The organism is Halococcus sp. PRR34 (assembly GCF_028617175.1).
Lineage (GTDB): Archaea > Halobacteriota > Halobacteria > Halobacteriales > Halococcaceae > Halococcus > Halococcus salifodinae.
Window position 1 is genome coordinate 240,360 of sequence record NZ_JAQJDA010000003.1, and the last position, 17,772, is coordinate 258,131.

The window sequence follows — 17,772 nt, forward strand, 5'->3', positions numbered from 1 at the left end:
CGTTTGCGAGCGCCGCGACGAGCGCACTCAGCACGTACCACGCGAACAGCAGTCCCCCGACGGGCAGGCTCTCTTCCAACAGACGTCGCGAGTCCAGAGGCATGGTCTCCCGTGTCTCAGCAGAACATAAATCGATTGTCCAACGACGCGTTTTTCACCACCCCACGGCACGAGAGCGCATGAACGCAGTCACACTCGGGCCCGAGGGGACCTACTCCCATCGGGCGGCGGGGGCGATCGCCGACGAGGTCGAGTTCCGCGAATCGGTCACGGGGATCGTCGCGGCGGTCGCCGATGGCGCGGCCCCGCGCGGCGTGCTCCCGGTCGAGAACAGCATCGAGGGTTCGGTGACCGAGAGCCTCGACGCGCTCACCGAGTACGAGGTCGCGGTCGTCCGCGAGCTCGTCACCCCGATTCGCCACGCACTGTTGGCCCAGGGGCCCGAATTCGACACCGTGGCGAGTCACTCCCAGGCGCTCGCACAGTGCCGGGCGTTCCTCGACGTCGAGTATCCCGACGTGGCACTCGAAGCGGTCGCCTCTACCGCCCGAGGGGTCGAGCGCGCCCGCGAGGACCCGAACATGGCGGCGATCGCCCACCCCGACACCGCCGGCGACGACCTCTCCGTGCTCGCCGAGGGGATCCAGGATCAGGCCTCGAACGCCACGCGGTTCGTCGCGATCGCCCCGCGCGCCGAACGCTCCGCGGCCGGCGGGAAGACCTCGCTCGTCGTCTACCCGAACGACGATTATCCTGGGCTGCTGCTCGATCTGCTTGAACCGTTCGCCGATCGCGGGATCAACCTCACTCGGGCCGAGTCGCGCCCGAGCGGCGAGCGCCTCGGCGATTACGTCTTCCACATCGACGTCGCCGCCGGGCTCTACGAGGAGCGCACTCAGGAAGCGGTCGAATCCATCGAGGCCATCGCCGAGGAGGGCTGGGTCTGCCGGCTCGGCTCGTACGACACCGAACACGTCGTGGCGTGAGGGGTGCGGTGAGGATGCGGTTGGCGTGCGGTGAGCGTGCAGTGGGTGCGCAGCCGGCTACCTGTCAAAGTTAAGTCCATCGCGGGCCTATGCTGAAGCGCCATGTCGCGACGCAACCCCTTCGAGGAGATCGAGCAGATGTTCGAGCGGATGAACCAGCAGCTCGGCCAGTTCGACGACATGCCGGTCCCCGGAACCCAGCAGCTCTCGGTCGACCTCGCCGACCGCGACGACGCTTTCGAGGTCACCGCCGACCTGCCGGGCTACGACCGCGAGGACATCGATCTCTCGGTGGCCGACCGCACCCTCCGAATCACCGCCGAACGCGACGAATCCACCGAGGAGGGCGAGGGCGACTACCTCCGGCGCGAGCGCCGCCGCCACTCGGTCAGCCGCACCCTCTCGCTGCCCGAGAACGTCGAAGAGGACGAAGCCAGCGCCACCTACACCAACGGCGTCCTGACTGTGACGCTGCCGAAGGCCACGGATCTCGACGACTCGCGCAGCATCGACATCGACTGATCGAGCGCGATTCCACCCTCGACCGAGGCCGCTTTCAGCCTCGACGCCGGAGCGGATGCATGACGCTCACAGCCGGCGACCCCGCACCCGATGTCTCGGCACCCAACCAGGACGGCGAGACGGTCGCGCCCGCCTTCGACGACCCCACGGTCGTGTACTTCTACCCGCGCGACGACACGCCCGGCTGCACTGTCGAAGCCAACCAGTTCGAGCAGGAGCACGAGAGCTATCGCGACGCCGGCGTCACGGTCTACGGCGTCTCGACCGACGGCGTCGACTCCCACCGCGCGTTCGCCGACCAGGAGGACCTCGACTTCGACCTGCTCGCCGACCCCGATGGCGAGGTCGCCGACGCCTTCGGCGTCGACACGTCAAGCGGCGCGGCCGCACGGACGACGTTCGTCATCAGTGACAGTGAAATCCAGCGGGTCTACACTGGCGTCGATCCCGACGGTCACGCCCGGACGGTGCTCGGCGACGCGCTCGACGCTGACCTCGCGTCGCTCGACGACTGAGGCGAGAAGTTACCGAGAGGCGACAAACCGAGTCAGAGCCGAGTCGCGATCGTCCGAGCGGTTGCGTCGGTGACGGCCTGCCAGTCGTCCGAGCGTTCGCCGCCGCGCTTCGGTGGATCGAGTTCGAACTCGATTGGTGCGTAGGTGAACCGATCGAGCGCGTCGCTCGCGACCCGGCCGACGAACTCGGCGTTTTCCCGTTTTGCGGAGACACCGCCGCTCGTGAGATCGTAGTAACCGGTAAATACCTGAAAGACGGCGACGCGATCGGCGTCGGACGTGTCGCTGGCGTCGGGAGCGTTGCCGTCATCGAACGCACCCTCGGCGAGATGGCGAAACAGTTTCGCGGTGTTGTCGGCGGGGTCGGCTCGTCGCCATTCGAGTTCAACGAGTACCCACTCCGCCGAACGGCAGCCAGCGATGTCGACCGGCGTCCCTGCAATTCGGCGTTCGATCTCCCAGTCGTAGTCGTCGCACCGCTCCACGAGTGTATCACACAGCCGGTTTTGAACCGCAGTGGCGAACGCACCCACGAGCTCGCACAGACGCTCCCACTTCCTATGGTTTTCGGCAGCCGTTAGACGGGTGAGCTATCCCTCGCGAATCTCGATCGCTGGCCGGCCCGGTCGCGCCTTACTTACCAGGTCGTCAGGAGCCTCGGCGGCGCGTTCGAGCACGATTGTGGCGTCGAACTCTCGATCGAGCAGCCACGACGCGCGTTCGAGTGCGTCGTACTCGTGGTCGGGCGCGAGCGTTTCGGAGAGTGCCTGAGGGTTCGCGGCGAGGTCCTTCGCGTAGTCGGCGGCGTCCTCGCCGTGCGTCCGGAGCTCCTCGTCGGCCATCACCGTGCCCACGACGTCGTCGTCGGCTTCGATCGCGACGTCGAGCGCACGATGTTTCCACTCGGGGGCGACCGCGACCTCGATGGTTTCGGGGTTCTCGATCCCGGCCACGTCGAGGATGTCACGGACGTCCTCACGGGTGTTCTCGACGAGGCGGCGCTCGGCGGCGTAGTCCTCGACACCGCCGTCGGGGTCGGGCCACGCGGCCTCGGCCACGAACCCCTCGTTGCCGAGCGTGGCCCACGACTCCTCGGCGACGTGGGGTGCGACGGGCGCGAGCAGCCTGACCGCCGTCCGGAGCCCCCGCTCGAACGTTGCCGTGTCGGGGGTCGTGTACTCGCGGTACTGGCCGAGCAGTGAGACCAGCCCGCGCGCCTCCCGGAGGGCCTCGTTGAACCGGAACGCCTCGTACCCTCCGGTTGCCTCCGCGATCGTCGCGTCGATCTCGCGGGCGACGTACGCGTCGATCGGTCGATCGCCCGCATCGGTCGTCGAGAGATCGCCGTCGGTGAACGCCTCGACCGTGCCGAACAACCGGCGGATGAACTCGTTGCTCGACCGGACGCCGCGCTCGGTCCAGTCGAAGTCCTTCGCGGGGCGGGCCGCGCCCATCATGAACAGCCGGGCCGTGTCCGCGCCGTACTCTGCCATGATCTCGACGGGCGAGACCACGTTGCCCGTGCTGGAGGACATCGCCGTCCCGTCGAGCTGGACCATTCCCTGGGGGAGGTAGTGCTCGAACGGCTCGTCGACGTCGAGCAGCTCCATGTCCGCAATCGCGCGGGTCACGAACCGCGAGTACAGCAGGTGCATGACCGCGTGTTCGATCCCGCCCACGTACTCGTCGACCGGCAGCCAGTCGTTCGCGCGCTCGGTGTCGAACGGCACGTCCGCACGGTCGGGCGAGGTGAATCGGAGGAAGTACCACGACGAGTCGACGAACGTGTCCATCGTGTCGGTCTCGCGTTCCGCAGGGCCACCACAGTCGGGACACTCGGTTTCGACGAACGACTCGACCTCTTCGATCGGGTTGCCCGTCGGCGTCGGGACGAACTCGGGGAGCTCCACGGGCAAATCCTCGTCGGGGACCATGACCGGGCCGCACTCCTCGCAGTGAACTACTGGAATCGGCGTGCCCCAGTAGCGCTGACGAGAGATGAGCCAGTCGCGCAGCCGGTACTGGGTGTGGTGGGCCGCCGTGTCGAGGTCCGCAATCAGCTGTTCGCGTGCCTCGCCGCTCGCCACGCCGTCGTACTCGCCGCTGTCGATCAGGACGCCGTCATCGGTGTAGGCCCCCTCCGAGACCTCCGCGGTGTCGCTTTCGCCTCCGTCATCGGGTGCGACGACCTGACGGATCTCGATGTCGTACTCCGCGGCGAACTCGTGGTCGCGCTCGTCGTGGCCGGGAACGCCCATCAGCGCGCCGGTCCCCACGTCGGCGAGCACGAAGTCGGCGACGTAGATCGGGATGTCCTCGCCCGTCGCGGGATTGATCGCGTACTCGCCGGTGAACACGCCGTTCTTCTCGTCGGTGTCGGCCTCCGGATCGAGCTCGTCGACCGCTGCGGCGAGGTCGGGATCGTCGGCGACGATCTCCCGAGTCATCTCGTGATCCGGTGCGAGCGCGAAGAAGGTCGCGCCGTAGAGGGTGTCGAGTCGCGTGGTAAAGACCTCGACCGGACCGTAGTCGGTGCCGAACTCCACGGTCGCGCCCTCCTGGCGGCCGATCCAGTTGCGCTGCATCCCTCGGACGTTGTCGGGCCACTGCTCCAACCCGTCGATCCCGTCGAGCAGGTCGTCGGCGTACTCGGTGATCTTCAAGAACCACTGATCGAGGGTTCGGGTCTCGACGGGGGTGTCACACCGCCAGCACAGCTCCGCCTCGCCTTCGACCTGCTCGTCGGCGAGGACGGTCTCACAGGACGGACACCAGTTGACTTCGCCGCCCTTCTGCTCGGCGAGCCCCTCCTCGTAGAACTGCTTGAACAGCCACTGGTTCCAGCGGTAGTACTCGGGCTCGCAGGTCGTGATCTCCCTGTCCCAGTCGATACCGAATCCGATCGACTGCATCTGGTCTCGCATGGTGTCGATGCAGTCCATCGTCCACTCCCGGGGGTCGATCTCGCGCTCGATCGCGGCGTTTTCTGCGGGGAGGCCGAACGAATCCCACCCCATCGGGTGAAGCACGCTTTCGCCCTGCATCCGCTTGTAGCGGGCGTAGGCGTCGGTGATGGTGTAGTTGCGGACGTGGCCCATGTGGAGGTCGCCCGAGGGGTAGGGAAACATACTGAGGACGTAGCTCGGGTCGGTCGCATCGTCGGAGATGCGGAAGACGTCCGACTCCTCCCAGCGGGCCTGCCACTTCTGTTCGACGTCGGCGTGGTCGTAGGTGTCCTGTTGTTGCATGAGAGATGGCGTTGTCCGTCGTAACCGATCCATCCATCTATAGGTTGCCATCGTCCACCGCAAACACGAGCCCCGTCCGACCGCGACGCTCTTTACGACGCGACACGTAAACGACGGCATGAGCCAGGAGGAATCGGACGACGAACCCGGAACCGCACGGAAAGTGCTGCGGACAGTGACGCCGCCATCGCAGATGCATCGCGACACCGAGATGGACGTCATCGGGTGGTCGATCCTCGTCGGCCTGTTGGTCGTCGCGCTGCCGTTGCTGCCGGTGCTCGTGATCGTCTGGGTGCTGACGAGACTGTTCGATCGGGGCGCGGATCGAGCTACTGACTGACGAACGCGAACGACTCGCCGTTGTCGTTCTCGCGGGCGTGCTCGTAGACCACGTGAGCGGTCGCCACGTCCTGGATCGCGAGGCCGGTGCTGTCGAACACCGAGATGCCGTCCTCGGGGGTGCGGCCCGACGCTTCGCCGACGACGATCTCGCCGACCGCGCTGTCGATGTCGGCGTCGCTGATCACGCCGTCTGCGTACGGGATACTGATCTCGCCGGAGTGGGTGGTTTGAGCGTGGTCGTCGATCACGAGCCGGGCGTCGCGGAGGATCGTGGGATCGAGCTCCTGCTTGTCGGCGGCATCCGCGCCCATCGCGTTGACGTGGGTGTGCTCGCCGAGGTCGTCTCTGGAGACGAGCGGGGCGGTGCTCGGGGTCACCGTAGAAAGCACGTCGCAGGCGGCAGCCTCCGGGATCGAGCCGCCGTGGACATCGAACCGGTCGTCGAAATGCTCGACGAACGCCGCGACGGCCTCGTCGTCGAGGTCCGCGACGACGATCTCCTCGATGTCGCGCACGGCGGCGATGGCTTCGACCTGGGTGTACGACTGGACGCCCGCCCCGACGAGACCGAGACTCCGGGCGTCCTCGCGTGCGAGATGGTCGGTGGCGACCGCGGCCGCCGCGCCGGTGCGCTGCATCGTGAGCTCCGCGCCGTCCATGATCGCGAGCGGGCGAGCGGTCTCGGGATCGGAGTAGATCATCGTGCCGAGCACCGTCGGGAGATCGAAGTTTTCGGGGTTGTCGGGGTGGACGTTGACCCACTTGATACCCGCGGCGTCCCACTCGCCCGCGTCGAGATAGGCGGGCATCGAGCGGAAGTCGCCGTTGTACTCGGGGAGATCGATGTAGGATTTGGCCGGCATCTGGGCGTCGCCACGTTCGTAGGCCGCGAACGCGTCCTCGACCGCCCGGATGACCTCGTCCATCCGTGCGTTCGCGTCGACTGCTGTCTGGTCCAACAGGAGCGTTTCCATACCGGCGATTTCTGCGCGGCAGCCTTAATTCTACCACTCTCGGGGTCGCCACACCGATCGTGATCGGTGAACGAAAAGACATTTTGCACGATGTGTCCGAGAGGCAGCATGCAGCGTGCCGTGGGGACGGTTCTCGTTGTCGTGCTGGTGGTGCTTGCCGGCTGTAGTGGGGTGTTCGGGGGTGACGGTGGCGGTGAGTCGACACCGACGGTCACGCCGATGACGGTGCCGACCGACGAGCCCACCCCGACGCCGGTCCCACAGCTCGCGCCCGGACTCACGGGCCAGGGTATCGAGAACGCGAGCGCGCTCGTGGCAGCCCATAGCTCGTTTCTTCAGAATCGATCGTTCACCGAGCGGTCGAACTCGACTGGACTGGGACCGAACGGTTCGGTTCTCGTTGACACCACGAGCACGCTCCACGTAGGGTCGGGCGACGAGGGGATTTACGCCGTCACCGAGCGTAACAGCAGCGAGGGCTATTCGCCATATCCGGAGACGCTCGCGGCCCGCACCGAGGTCTGGTCGAACGACGGACGAACACTGTGGAACCGAACGTATGCGAACGGAACGACGAGATACGACCGGCTCGATAGCAGTTCCCAAACACGGTTCGGTGCTGCAGGAGCGGGACTCCGATACCGTCTCGAATGGTTCACCACCGATACCACGTCGGTAACCGAACGGCAACGCAACGGCTCCACGCTGTATCTCGTTCGGGGAAAGACCCGAACCGAGCAGACGTTCGCGAACGGAAACACGAGTCTCCGAATGCTCGTCGATCGACGGGGTGTCATCCACAGCTATCGGACTGTTCAGCAGCTATCGGGGAACGAAAATCTCACCCGCGTCGTCAGTACGACCCGGTTTTCAGCCATCGGTGCGACCGATGTGCCGGACCGACCGTCGTGGGCCGACACAGCGTTGAATCGGACGACATCGGTCCCGAGTCGGACGCCATCGTCGGCGAACGCGACAGCGAGCATGGCCACGACCACATCGGGATCGACGACTGCTCGGAACGCGACGGTATCGACCGAGACGACGAGCCTCGATATCAGTAGCTGACGACACGCTTCTCTCAGCCAGACGCCCGACTCAACACCGTTCGTGTCTCATCTCGATCCAGTTCGTTCGGGCGACGATCCATCGTCGTTGCTCTCGCCCGTTGCATCCGGCGCATGGAAACACCGAACGCGTGAGCTGTCGATCGTCTCGAAGTCGGGCTGGCGCTCGGCACACTCCGTCGTCGCGGCGGGACAGCGCGGATGGAACGAACACCCAGTCGGTCGATCCGTCGGATCGGGCGGATCACCGCGGAGCGGCGTCGGTCGATCGTCACCGGGGACGTCGCTCGGGATCGCACGGAGCAACGCGTCGGTGTACGGATGGCTCGGCTGTTCGAACAGCTCCTTCGCCGGCCCTCTCTCGACGATCTCGCCGGCGTACATGACCGCGACTCTGTCGGCGAGATACCGAACGACATCGAGATCGTGGCTGATGAACACGTACCCGACACCGAACCGTCGTTGTACGTCCCCGAGCAGGTCGAGGATCGTCGCCTGTGTCGCCACGTCGAGCCCGGAGACCGGTTCGTCGAGAACGATCACGTCGGGATCGTGCGCGAGGGCGCGGGCCAGCGCGACGCGCTGGAGCTGCCCGCCCGACAGCTCCCGAGGGTATCGATCGGCGATCTGCGGGGAGAGATCCACACTCTCCAACAACCCATCGACGTCGTCGAGATCGGCTTCCGCCGTCGAGACCGTCCCGGGGTCGTCGAGAGCCTCGGAAAGCGACCGACCGATCGGCCACCGGGGATCGAAACTCTCCCGGACGTGCTGGAACACGACACCGATCTGCCGCCGCTGGCTGTACGAGCGATCCCCGATCTCCCCCACACGAGTGCCGTCGAGGCGAACCTGACCCTGACTCGGCGTGAGTTGCCCAGTCAGGAGCTTTGCGAGCGTGGATTTCCCGCAGCCGCTCTCGCCAACGAGCCCGACGGTTTCACCGGTGTCGACCGACAACGATGCGTCACGGACCGCTTCGGCGGACGGCTCGTCGGTCCGCAGTCGATCGAGAAACGAGCGCTCCCCCGAGAACTCCTTCGAGACGTTCTTCGCTTCGATCACGGGGGTTCTCGATCGCGATTCACTCGCGGTTCGCTCTCGCTGTGTCGTCCCGTTCACGCTATCGGGCGTCGATCGTTTCTGACCGGGAGTGTCTGCGTGGTTGGGGGGAAGTGGCGCTTCCACACAGGCCAGTCGATGGTCGGGGTTGCGTTCGATCGTCGGGACCGGTCCGTCGTGACACGCCGGGGTCGCGTGTCGGCAGCGATCGACGAACGGACACTTCTCGTGGCCACCGATGGGGTTCGGCGGATTTCCGTCGATCGATCGTGCTCGTTCGCCCGGGTCGTTGCTCCGGACCGAACACGCGAGCAGTGTTCGAGTGTACGGATGTTCCGGCGCAGTCAGTACTTCTTCGACCGGACCGGCCTCCATCACCTGTCCACCGTACAGAACGACGACGCGGTCACAGGTCTGTGCGATGACGCCGATGTCGTGAGAGATGAGGAGGACGCCGATGTCCCGCTCGTCTCGGAGGGTGCGAAGTCGTCGGAGGATGTCCGCCTGTGTCGTCGTATCTAGTGCCGTCGTCGGTTCGTCGGCGATCAATAGCTCGGGCTCACTCGCCAGCGCAGTGGCGAGAACGGCACGCTGGCGCATCCCGCCCGAGAACTCGTGAGGGAACGCCGCCGAACCCGACTCTGGGTTCGGCACGTCCATCGCCGCCAGCAGCTCGACAGCGCGCTCGCGTGCCTCCGCCCACGCCGACCGATCCCGGAGCAATGGGACGCCGAGGAAATCGGCGAGACGCTGCTGGCCGTTCGTTTCGTGTATTCGAACCGCCTCGCTGATCTGTTCGCCGATCGGGAACACCGGATTCAGCGTCTCTGTCGGGTCTTGGAAGACCATCGAGAGCTCGTTGCCGCGGATCCGCCGGAGTGTGGACTCGTCGGCGGTCGTCAGTTCGGTCCCGTCAAACGTGATCGTTCCGTCGACGATCCGCGCCGGCGATTCCAGTCTGCAGATCGACCGGGCGGTGACGGACTTGCCGCTGCCGCTCTCACCGAGGAGACCGACGATCTCACCACGATCGACCGAAAAGGACGCGCCATCGACCGCGTGGACGGGCCCTCGATCGGTGTCGAAGCGAGTGTGGAGCTCCTCGACGCGAAGCAGTGGGTCGCTCACAGCTGCTCCGTTCGGGCCGACTGAGCCGGTGAGAGCCTGTCTCTGAGACTGTCGCCCAAGAGGTTGAACCCGAGGACGGTGAGCATGATACAGCCCCCTGGGGCGTTGACGAGCCACCACGCCTGTCGAAGGTAGGGACGCCCCGACGCGAGCATCGTTCCCCACTCGGCTGTCGGCGGTTGGGCACCCAGTCCGAGAAAGGACAGCCCCGCAGTCCCGAGGATGACGCCGCCGATATCGAGCGTCCCGAGAACGACGACGGGCGCGACGACGTTCGGCAGCAGGTGGCGGGCGGTGACGTGTATCCGGGATCGACCGACCAGCCGGGAAGCGGTCACGAACTCCCGTTCTCGAACCGAGAGGACGCTGCTACGGATCAGTCTGGCGTACGATGCCCAACCGACGACGGCCAGCGCGAGCATCACGTTCACCAGACTCGGCCCGAGAACGCCGGCGATGACGAGCGCAAGCACGATCCCGGGAAACGCGAGCAGCGTGTCGACGAGTCGCATCAGTGCTTCGTCGACCCACCCGCCGGCGTAGCCCGCGACGAGACCGACCACCGTACCGACGACGAGCCGGACGGTCGTCACGGCGATGGCGATGCCGAGCGACAGCCTGGCTCCGTGTGAGAGCCGTGTGAGCACGTCGCGACCGAGCTGATCGGTGCCGAGTGGATGGGCCAACGATGGCGGTTGCAGTCGACTGAGGAGGTCCTGCTCGGCCGGGCCGTACGGCGACACGATCGGCCCGAACACCGCGAACACGAGCATGGCGAACACGACGATCACACCGAACTGTGTGAGGGGGCTCGACGGGAGCACGCCCGTCCACCGTCTCCGTTCCCCGTCCGATCGCTGTTTCCGTTCCCCGTCTGATCGCTGTTTCCGTTCCTCGTCCGCTCGCCGTGGTTGCACGTCGGCTGGCGTCTCACTCACGTCGGTTCACCCCCGAGATCGATGCGCGGATCGAGTCGGCTGTAGGTGAGATCGACCACGACGTTCGTCAGCACGAAGATAACCCCGATGAGGAGTGTCACTCCCTGCACGATCGGGTAATCGCGTGCGAAGATCGCATCGACCAGGAGCGTTCCGAGCCCCGGTCGCTGAAACACGACCTCGACGACGACGGCACCGTTGAGAACGTAGCTCAACTGGAGCCCGATGATGGTGACGACGGGCACGAGCGCGTTCCGGAGCGCGTGTTTGTAGACGACGATTCGTTCACGCAGCCCCTTCGATCGGGCCATGCGAACGTAGTCGGCGTCGAGGACGTTGAGCATCGCCGTCCGTACCAACCGGGTGATAACCGCGGCCATGCCCGATCCGAGAGTCAGCGCCGGGAGGACCAGATGTTCGAGCCCACCCGCGCCAGCGACGGGGAACACGTCGAGCCGGAGCGAACAGACGATGATGAGGAGATAGCCGAGCCAGAAGTTCGGCATCGAAACCCCGACGAGCGCACCGAACTGTGCGGCGTAGTCGGTGTGACTGCCCGGCTCGACCGCGCTGGCGATCCCGGCGGGGACCGCGATCGTGACCGCGACGAGCATCGACGCGACGGCGAGGACGATCGTGTTCGGTAGTCGTTGTGCGATCATCGTTGTGACGGCCCCGTTGCTGTAATACGACTGGCCGAGATCGCCGCGAACCACGCCACCCATCCATCGGGCGTACTGGATGGGGAACGAATCGTCGAGACCTTTGGCCGTCCGGAACTGTGCGACGGCTTCGTGCGACGGCGTCTGTCCACCCATCTGCTGGGTGAGGATCGTTCGCGCCGGATCTCCGGGGGTGATGAAGATCAGCCCGTACGTGAGCACCGAGACGGCGAACAGGACGACGACCATGGTCAACAGCCGTCTGAGGAGGTACTGACCGCTCATCTCACTGCTGTGTGTCCCACCATCGGTGTCCCTGTGAGTGCAGCCACGGTGTCGGCCAACCACTCGCCGGCGGGACCGTTCGATCCGGGGTTGTAGCGGGGACTGTCGACCGATTCACGCTCCGCTTCGATCGGTTCATTGGTTCCGCGACAGATCGGACCAGTCGATCATGTTGGCAATGGGATGTTTGTCGATGCCGGCGACGCTCGCCCGTCGGCCGAAGGCGTAGTCGTTGTAGTACAGCGGGACGACCGCACCAGTGTCGACGACCCGTCGTTGCACCTCGCCGTAGCGATCGCGCTTTTCTTCCAGCGTTTCGGCTCGGTATCCCTGCTCGATGAGGCGATCGATCTCCTCACCGGGGTTGTAAATGCCGGTTCCGTTCTGCTCGTGGAGCTTCCGGTTGTCGCTGCCGTCGGAGTGGAACATCGCTCGGATGAGGTAATCACAGGCGGCGCTGTTCGATCCGAAACTGACGAGCGTCAGGTTCGCCTCACCGGCGGTGAACGTATCGTAGAACGACGCCGGATCGACCTGTCGGATTTCGCTCCCGACTCCGATCTCCTCGAACCACCCCGAAAGAATCTGCGCGATCGTTCTGTCGTCGGTGTTTTCGCTGTTGATCAGTATCGAGAGCGTTTCGCCGCTGTAGCCGGACTGCTCGACCAGTTCCCGTGCCCGATCCCTGTCCGGCTCGTCGGTGGGGAGATCGTCGTGGACGGCCCACGGGACGATCGACGAGATCGGACCTCGTGCCGGTTTCCCCATCCCGTTCAGGACACTTTCGACGATCCGGCGCTGATCGACGGCCCAGCTGAGGGCCTGGCGAAGCCGTTCATCGTCGGTCGGTGCTCTGTAGAGGTTGACCGCAACGAGACTCGTCTCCGGTGTGAGATGGGTCTCGATAGCCGTTTCGGACGCCTCGTCGATGGCCGTGGCTCTGCTCTTCGGGACTTTCTGTGCGATGTCGACCGATCCTTTTTCGAGCGACAGAACGCGCGTATTGGGGTCCTTGATCCATTCGAACGTGAGCTCCGCGGGGCTCGCAGTTCCTCCTCGGTAGTTCTCGTCCGGTGTGAGCGTGATCGACTGCTCTTCCTCGACGTTTTTCACCTGGAAAGGGCCGGTTCCAACCGGTTTCTCGGTCGCATCGGGATGTTGGATTCCGAAGTAGTTGTGTGAGATCGTGCCGGGAAACGCGGGAAACGGCTCCGTCGTCCGGAAGCGGACCGTGGCGTCGTCCACTGCGGTGACGCCGTCGGGTTCGACACCGATCCAGCCCGGAACCCACGACAGCTGCTCGAAGACGCGGTCGAACGAGTGAACCACGGCGTCGGCACCCAGCGAATCGCCGTTGTGGAAGGTGACGCCGTCTCGAAGCGAAAACTCCCACGTCGTGTCGTCGACTGCCGTCCACTCCGTGGCCAGCAACGGCGCGGTCTCCATGTCCTCGGTGGTGTCCACGAGCGGTTCGAAGACGTGTGTGTAGTACGGAGTGATGCCGCGGTAGATGTCCCATTTCTCTCGGGTCGGGTCACGGGCGAGAGCTACAGTGAACGATTCCTCCGAGGCAGACGGTGCGCTCGTCGACTCGGTTCGTGAGTGGTCCGAACCGCCTTCCGAGCCGTTCGACACCGGATGAGAGCCACTACAGCCCGCTATCGACCCGGAAGCACCAGTCACAACACCGCCGAGAAATCGCCGTCTCGAACACCCCTTACCCATCGGCGTCCTCCCGCGTACCGACCGAACCGGTACGAGACGCTCTATCGAACTGCGACCGTGCTTTCACGCCTCTGAGTGCTGATTCACGCCGAAGGCGTTCTACAGCCATGACTACAACGAGATTCCAACCCATCAAAACAATTTCTATTGCAATAGAACAACCCAACTTTCACAACGACCGTCGACCATCGTAAGCCAGGCCAGACGCCTCCTCGAACTGTCGAATATCGTGTCGTGACCGATCCCAGCGTGTCGAACGTGCTGTGTGTCGCCTTTACCTCAGAAACCGAGGTTGAGCACCCGATTCCCGACGAGTGACACACAGATCACGGCGAGAAACACGACGAAGATCCCGAACGCGATCCCCCAGCCCGCAGCGTCCGCAACCGTTCCCACAACGACGCTTCCTGTCGCGCTCAACATCATGTACGTCGTCCGCACGAGACCGAACCCCGCACCGCGTTCGGCGGCCGAGAGATTATCGACGAAGCGGGGCAAGAGCGCCGCGCCCCAGCCCATCGCGATGCCGACACAGAAGATGCCGACGAGGAGGACACTCAACCGCGAGCCGACGAGAAGCAACGTATAGCCAGCTATCCCGAAGACCGCACAGAGACCGGCCGTCTCTTCGCGACCGAACCGGTCCGAGAGCGACCCGATACCGGGCTGTGTGAGTCCCTGAATGACGAAATACGCCGAGAACAGTGTACTGGCGAACGTCACCGAGTAGCCGTGATACGCGATCAGAAACGTCGGCAGGAACGACGCCGTCGCCTGCCAGATAAACTCGAACAGAAACGCGAGCACGGCAGTGAAGGCGATCTTTCGTCGGGAGAGGAGTTCGAGAACCGGTTCGAGTGCGATGCGATCCGCCATCGACTGTTCGGGCCGTGCAGGCTCCGTCGGGCGGACCTTCCAGCGGAAGAGGACGAACACCGGTAGCGCAGCGACGGCTCCGAGCGCGATCGCCGCCCGCCAGCCGAACCACTGACTGACGGCGGCCGCCGCGATCGGGGCTATCAGTCCCGCCAACGGTGCCCCGGAGTTGTGGAGACCGATCGCGGTGCCGATGTTGTCCAGCTCCCGGCTCAGCAGCGTCGTCGCAACGCTGTAATGTAGCCCTGCAACGCCACCCAACACCAGCGTGAGAACGAGGAAGACCGGCATCGATGGCGAGAGCGCGAGCAGCGCGCTGGCGACCGTCGTCAGTCCAACTGCCGCGAGGATGACGCGCCGCTCGCCGTACCGATCGGCCAGGATGCCGCTTGGGAACTGTGCGAACGCGTACGCCATCCAGAGGCCGGTCAGCGCGAGTCCGAGAACGCCCGTCGACGAACCGAACGTATCGACGATCTCCGGCACGACTGGACTGATGACCAACCGAGCAACCATCGTCGCGAAAAACGCGAGCGTACAGAGTACGACGAGCGTCACCCGATAGTCCCATACTCGCTTCACCACTCGTGGTATCCCTCTGATCTGGTAAAACGTACTGACTCGCCACAGAACATCTTGGAGTAGTTACCAGAGTGGTGCCCGCTCTCTCGGGGCGAGTCGGTTCCGCTCGAAAACGAAGACTGACGCCGGATCGCTTGTCTCGAAACGTCTTCGGATTCCTCTCGGCGGTCTTCGAGCCGCCGGACGCGTTCGATATCTGTCTGGTGGAGTGTGGTGGTCGAGCCGAGCTTACATCATGCCGCCCATGCCACCCATACCGCCCATACCACCCATGCCGCCGGGTGCGCCACCGGGGCCGCCCGCCTCCTCGCCGCCCTCGGTGGTGAGGTCACCGGCGGAGATGATGTCGTCGATCTTGAGCACGAGGTTCGCGGCCTCGGTCGCGCTCGACAGGGCCTGCTCCTTGGCGTGGGCCGGCTCGACGACGCCCGCTTCGTAGGTGTCCTCGACCTCGCCGTCGTAGACGTTCAGGCCCGCGTGCTCGTCGCCGGACTCGTGGGCCGAACGGAGGTCGACGAGGGTGTCGATCGGATCGAGACCTGCGTTCTCCGAGAGCACCCGGGGAACGAGTTCGAGCGAGTCGGCGAACGCCTCGACCGCGAGCTGCTCGCGCCCGCTCACGGAGTCGGCGTACTCGCGGAGCCGGGAGGCGAGTTCGACTTCGATCGCACCGCCGCCGGCGAGCACGCGCCCGTCCGAAACCGTCTGGGCGACGACTTCGAGCGCGTCGGTGATGCCGCGTTCGAGCTCGTCGACCACGTGGTCGGTCGAGCCGCGGAGGAGGATCGTGACGCCGTGGGAGTCTCCACCCTCGACGTAGAACAGCCCGTCGTCCTCGTCTCGGGTGACCGAGCCGGTACCGAGGTCGGCGGCACGCGCGCTGTCGAGGTCGGAGACGATGTTCGCGCCGAGAACTTCCTTCAGGAACTCGATGTCGGACTTCTTCGCGCGGCGCACGGCCAGAATCCCCTCTTTCGCGAGGTAGTGCTGGGCGAGGTCGTCGATGCCCTTCTGGCAGAACACGACGTCAGCGCCGGTTTCCTTGATCTGCTCGACTTTGGCCTTGAGCTGCTCGTCCTCCTGATCGAGGAACTGCTGGAGCTGGTCGGGATCGGAGAGGCTGACCTGGGAGTCGACGTTCGCCTCCTCGACCTCGACGGCCTCGCTCAGCAGGAGCACGGAGGCGTCCTCGGCCTCGGTCGGCATGTTGTCGTGGACCGGGTCCTTGCTGATGACTGCGCCGTCGAGGAGCGTGGAGTCGCCCGCCGACTGGCCGGTCTGAGTCTCGATGTTGACGTACTCGAGGTCGACGACGTTCTCGCCGGTCTGGGTTTCAACGGTGACGTTCTGGACCGCGTCGACGATGAGGTTGGCGAGCTGTTCCTTGTTGGACTCGGCTCCCTTGCCGGTCATCGAGGTCTCGGCGACCTTGCGGATGCGGTCGGTGTCGTCGGCGTCGATCTCCTCGGCGAGCTCGCCGATCTCCGCGCGAGCCTGCTCGCTCGCCATCTGGAGACCCTTGATGATCGCCGTCGGGTGGATGTCCTGTTCGAGGAGCCCCTCGGCGTTCTTGAGGAGTTCGCCCGCGACCGCGACCGCCGTCGTCGTGCCGTCGCCTGCCTCGTCCTCCTGGGTTTCGGCGACCTCGACGATCATCTCGGCCGTGGGGTTGTTGATGTCCATCTCGGTCAGGATGGTGACGCCGTCGTTCGTGACGGTGACGTCGCCCATCGAGGAGACGAGCATCTTGTCCATCCCTTTCGGTCCGAGTGTCGATCGAACCGAATCCGATACTGCGCGTGCTGCGTTGATGTTGTGGGACTGAGCGTCCTCGTCCTGGACGCGCTGGGAGTCGTCGCCCATGATGATCATCGGCTGGCCCTGCATTCGCTGACTCATGATTCACCGACCGATTGAATGTGCTTCTATAAAAAGCTAACTATTGGTGGCGAAGTGAGGCCGAGGGCGCTCACGAACGAACTGGACGCAAACCGCCCGACGGTGTACTCACGAACGACAAATCATGCGGGGTGTTATCGATGGCTGTGATGCGAGCTACGGCAGCGGCGACAGGAATTTATATACATCGACGGCCTTCCTCGGACGAATGCCGTACCCGAACAGTCCGGAAAAACACGACTGGGAGGCGCTGATCACGCCACGGGCGAGCCTCGATTATTTCCACGACGAGCCGGATCCGGTACCGAAGTCGCTCGTCCTGTGTTTTCACGACGGGCTTCTCGATCACGTCGCCGAGAGCTACGCCGTCACCGGGTTCGAAACGTGGGATACGGGGTACGCGCTCGGTACAACTGATGGTGAGGTCGGGATCGTTCGCGTGCCTGGCGTTGGCGCGCCGGTGACCGCCCTCCTGATGGAGGAGCTGATCGCCCGCGGGGCCGAGCGATTCCTCGCGCTCGGGCACGTCGGCAGCCTCCAGCCGGACGTCGCGCTCGGCGATCTGGTCGTCGTCGACCGCGCGCTGCGCGACGAGGGAACCTCACATCACTACCTCGATGCCGGAGCGTACGTCGACGCGACGCCCGCGCTGTGCGACCGACTCGAAGCCGCACTCGATGCAGCAGACGAAACCTACCATACCGGCCCGACGTGGACCACGGACGCGGTCTACCGGGAGACGATCCCCGAGATCGAGCGCTACCGCGAGGACGGCATCATGACTGTGGACATGGAGGCCGCGGCGGTGTTCGTGGTCGCGGAGCATCGTGGCGTCGATGCGGGCGCACTCTTTACTATCAGCGACCACCTCGACCCGTCGGGCTGGGAGCCACGGTTCGCCGAGACGGGCGAGCACCTCGAACGCGCGTTCGCGCGGGCCGTCGCGGCGCTCTCCGACTGA

Annotated in this window: 15 protein-coding genes; 6 read left to right on the plus strand and 9 right to left on the minus strand. The window is 65.1% G+C overall.

Going from position 1 to position 17,772, the window contains the following annotated elements; translation table 11 throughout:
• The first annotated feature begins 179 nt into the window (after window positions 1–179).
• The 3 genes from pheA (at window position 180) to PHA81_RS06175 (ending at window position 2,023) form a co-directional block, all read left to right on the plus strand.
• On the plus strand, window positions 180–986 hold the full coding sequence (gene pheA / locus PHA81_RS06165) for a prephenate dehydratase (protein ID WP_005039425.1): 807 nt from the start codon (window positions 180–182) through the stop codon (window positions 984–986).
• A gap of 102 nt (window positions 987–1,088) precedes the next feature.
• Entirely contained in the window at window positions 1,089–1,508 is a 420-nt protein-coding gene (locus tag PHA81_RS06170) for an Hsp20/alpha crystallin family protein (RefSeq protein ID WP_005039423.1), read from the plus strand.
• Between the two features lie 59 nt (window positions 1,509–1,567).
• Window positions 1,568–2,023 carry a peroxiredoxin gene (locus tag PHA81_RS06175; RefSeq protein ID WP_005039419.1) on the plus strand — a complete coding sequence of 152 codons (456 nt, stop codon included), beginning with the start codon at window positions 1,568–1,570 and terminating at the stop codon, window positions 2,021–2,023.
• A 32-nt stretch (window positions 2,024–2,055) separates the two neighbouring features.
• Here PHA81_RS06175 and PHA81_RS06180 read toward each other — a convergent pair whose 3' ends face one another.
• Together PHA81_RS06180 and leuS are read right to left on the minus strand one after the other, a co-directional pair.
• Entirely contained in the window at window positions 2,056–2,508 is a 453-nt protein-coding gene (locus PHA81_RS06180; protein ID WP_241430239.1) for a hypothetical protein, read from the minus strand.
• Between the two features lie 105 nt (window positions 2,509–2,613).
• Entirely contained in the window at window positions 2,614–5,271 is a 2,658-nt protein-coding gene (leuS, locus tag PHA81_RS06185; RefSeq protein WP_005039416.1) for a leucine--tRNA ligase, read from the minus strand.
• Between the two features lie 118 nt (window positions 5,272–5,389).
• Between leuS and PHA81_RS06190 the strand changes: the two genes are divergently transcribed.
• Window positions 5,390–5,611, plus strand: a complete 222-nt coding sequence (locus tag PHA81_RS06190) for a hypothetical protein (protein ID WP_005039413.1) — start codon at window positions 5,390–5,392, stop codon at window positions 5,609–5,611.
• Here PHA81_RS06190 and PHA81_RS06195 read toward each other — a convergent pair.
• Window positions 5,601–6,587: an ornithine cyclodeaminase family protein gene (locus tag PHA81_RS06195; RefSeq protein WP_273835844.1), complete on the minus strand. Its 987-nt coding sequence runs from the start codon at window positions 6,585–6,587 to the stop codon at window positions 5,601–5,603. The genes PHA81_RS06190 and PHA81_RS06195 overlap by 11 nt on opposite strands.
• A gap of 108 nt (window positions 6,588–6,695) precedes the next feature.
• Between PHA81_RS06195 and PHA81_RS06200 the strand changes: the two genes are divergently transcribed.
• The gene (locus tag PHA81_RS06200) at window positions 6,696–7,655 is read left to right on the plus strand and encodes a hypothetical protein (RefSeq protein WP_005039410.1); all 960 of its coding nucleotides are present in this window, start codon (window positions 6,696–6,698) and stop codon (window positions 7,653–7,655) included.
• A 47-nt stretch (window positions 7,656–7,702) separates the two neighbouring features.
• Here PHA81_RS06200 and PHA81_RS06205 read toward each other — a convergent pair whose 3' ends face one another.
• The 6 genes from PHA81_RS06205 to thsB all read right to left on the minus strand — a co-directional run bounded on the left by PHA81_RS06205 (window position 7,703) and on the right by thsB (window position 16,799).
• Window positions 7,703–9,844, minus strand: a complete 2,142-nt coding sequence (locus PHA81_RS06205) for an ABC transporter ATP-binding protein (protein WP_005039408.1) — start codon at window positions 9,842–9,844, stop codon at window positions 7,703–7,705.
• Complete coding sequence (gene nikC, locus PHA81_RS06210) at window positions 9,841–10,782, minus strand: nickel transporter permease (protein ID WP_273835850.1); 942 nt, start codon at window positions 10,780–10,782, stop codon at window positions 9,841–9,843. Before nikC ends, PHA81_RS06205 begins: the two co-directional genes overlap by 4 nt.
• A complete protein-coding gene (gene nikB, locus PHA81_RS06215) occupies window positions 10,779–11,729 on the minus strand; it encodes a nickel ABC transporter permease (RefSeq protein WP_005039405.1) in 951 nt (316 codons plus the stop codon). The genes nikC and nikB overlap by 4 nt, the downstream gene beginning before the upstream one ends.
• Before the next feature lie 135 nt (window positions 11,730–11,864).
• Window positions 11,865–13,454: an ABC transporter substrate-binding protein gene (locus PHA81_RS06220; RefSeq protein WP_080510246.1), complete on the minus strand. Its 1,590-nt coding sequence runs from the start codon at window positions 13,452–13,454 to the stop codon at window positions 11,865–11,867.
• A gap of 279 nt (window positions 13,455–13,733) precedes the next feature.
• Entirely contained in the window at window positions 13,734–14,888 is a 1,155-nt protein-coding gene (locus tag PHA81_RS06225) for an MFS transporter (RefSeq protein ID WP_005039400.1), read from the minus strand.
• Between the two features lie 252 nt (window positions 14,889–15,140).
• On the minus strand, window positions 15,141–16,799 hold the full coding sequence (thsB, locus tag PHA81_RS06230; RefSeq protein ID WP_005039398.1) for a thermosome subunit beta: 1,659 nt from the start codon (window positions 16,797–16,799) through the stop codon (window positions 15,141–15,143).
• A 136-nt stretch (window positions 16,800–16,935) separates the two neighbouring features.
• Between thsB and PHA81_RS06235 the strand changes: the two genes are divergently transcribed.
• Entirely contained in the window at window positions 16,936–17,772 is an 837-nt protein-coding gene (locus PHA81_RS06235; RefSeq protein ID WP_241430237.1) for a nucleoside phosphorylase, read from the plus strand.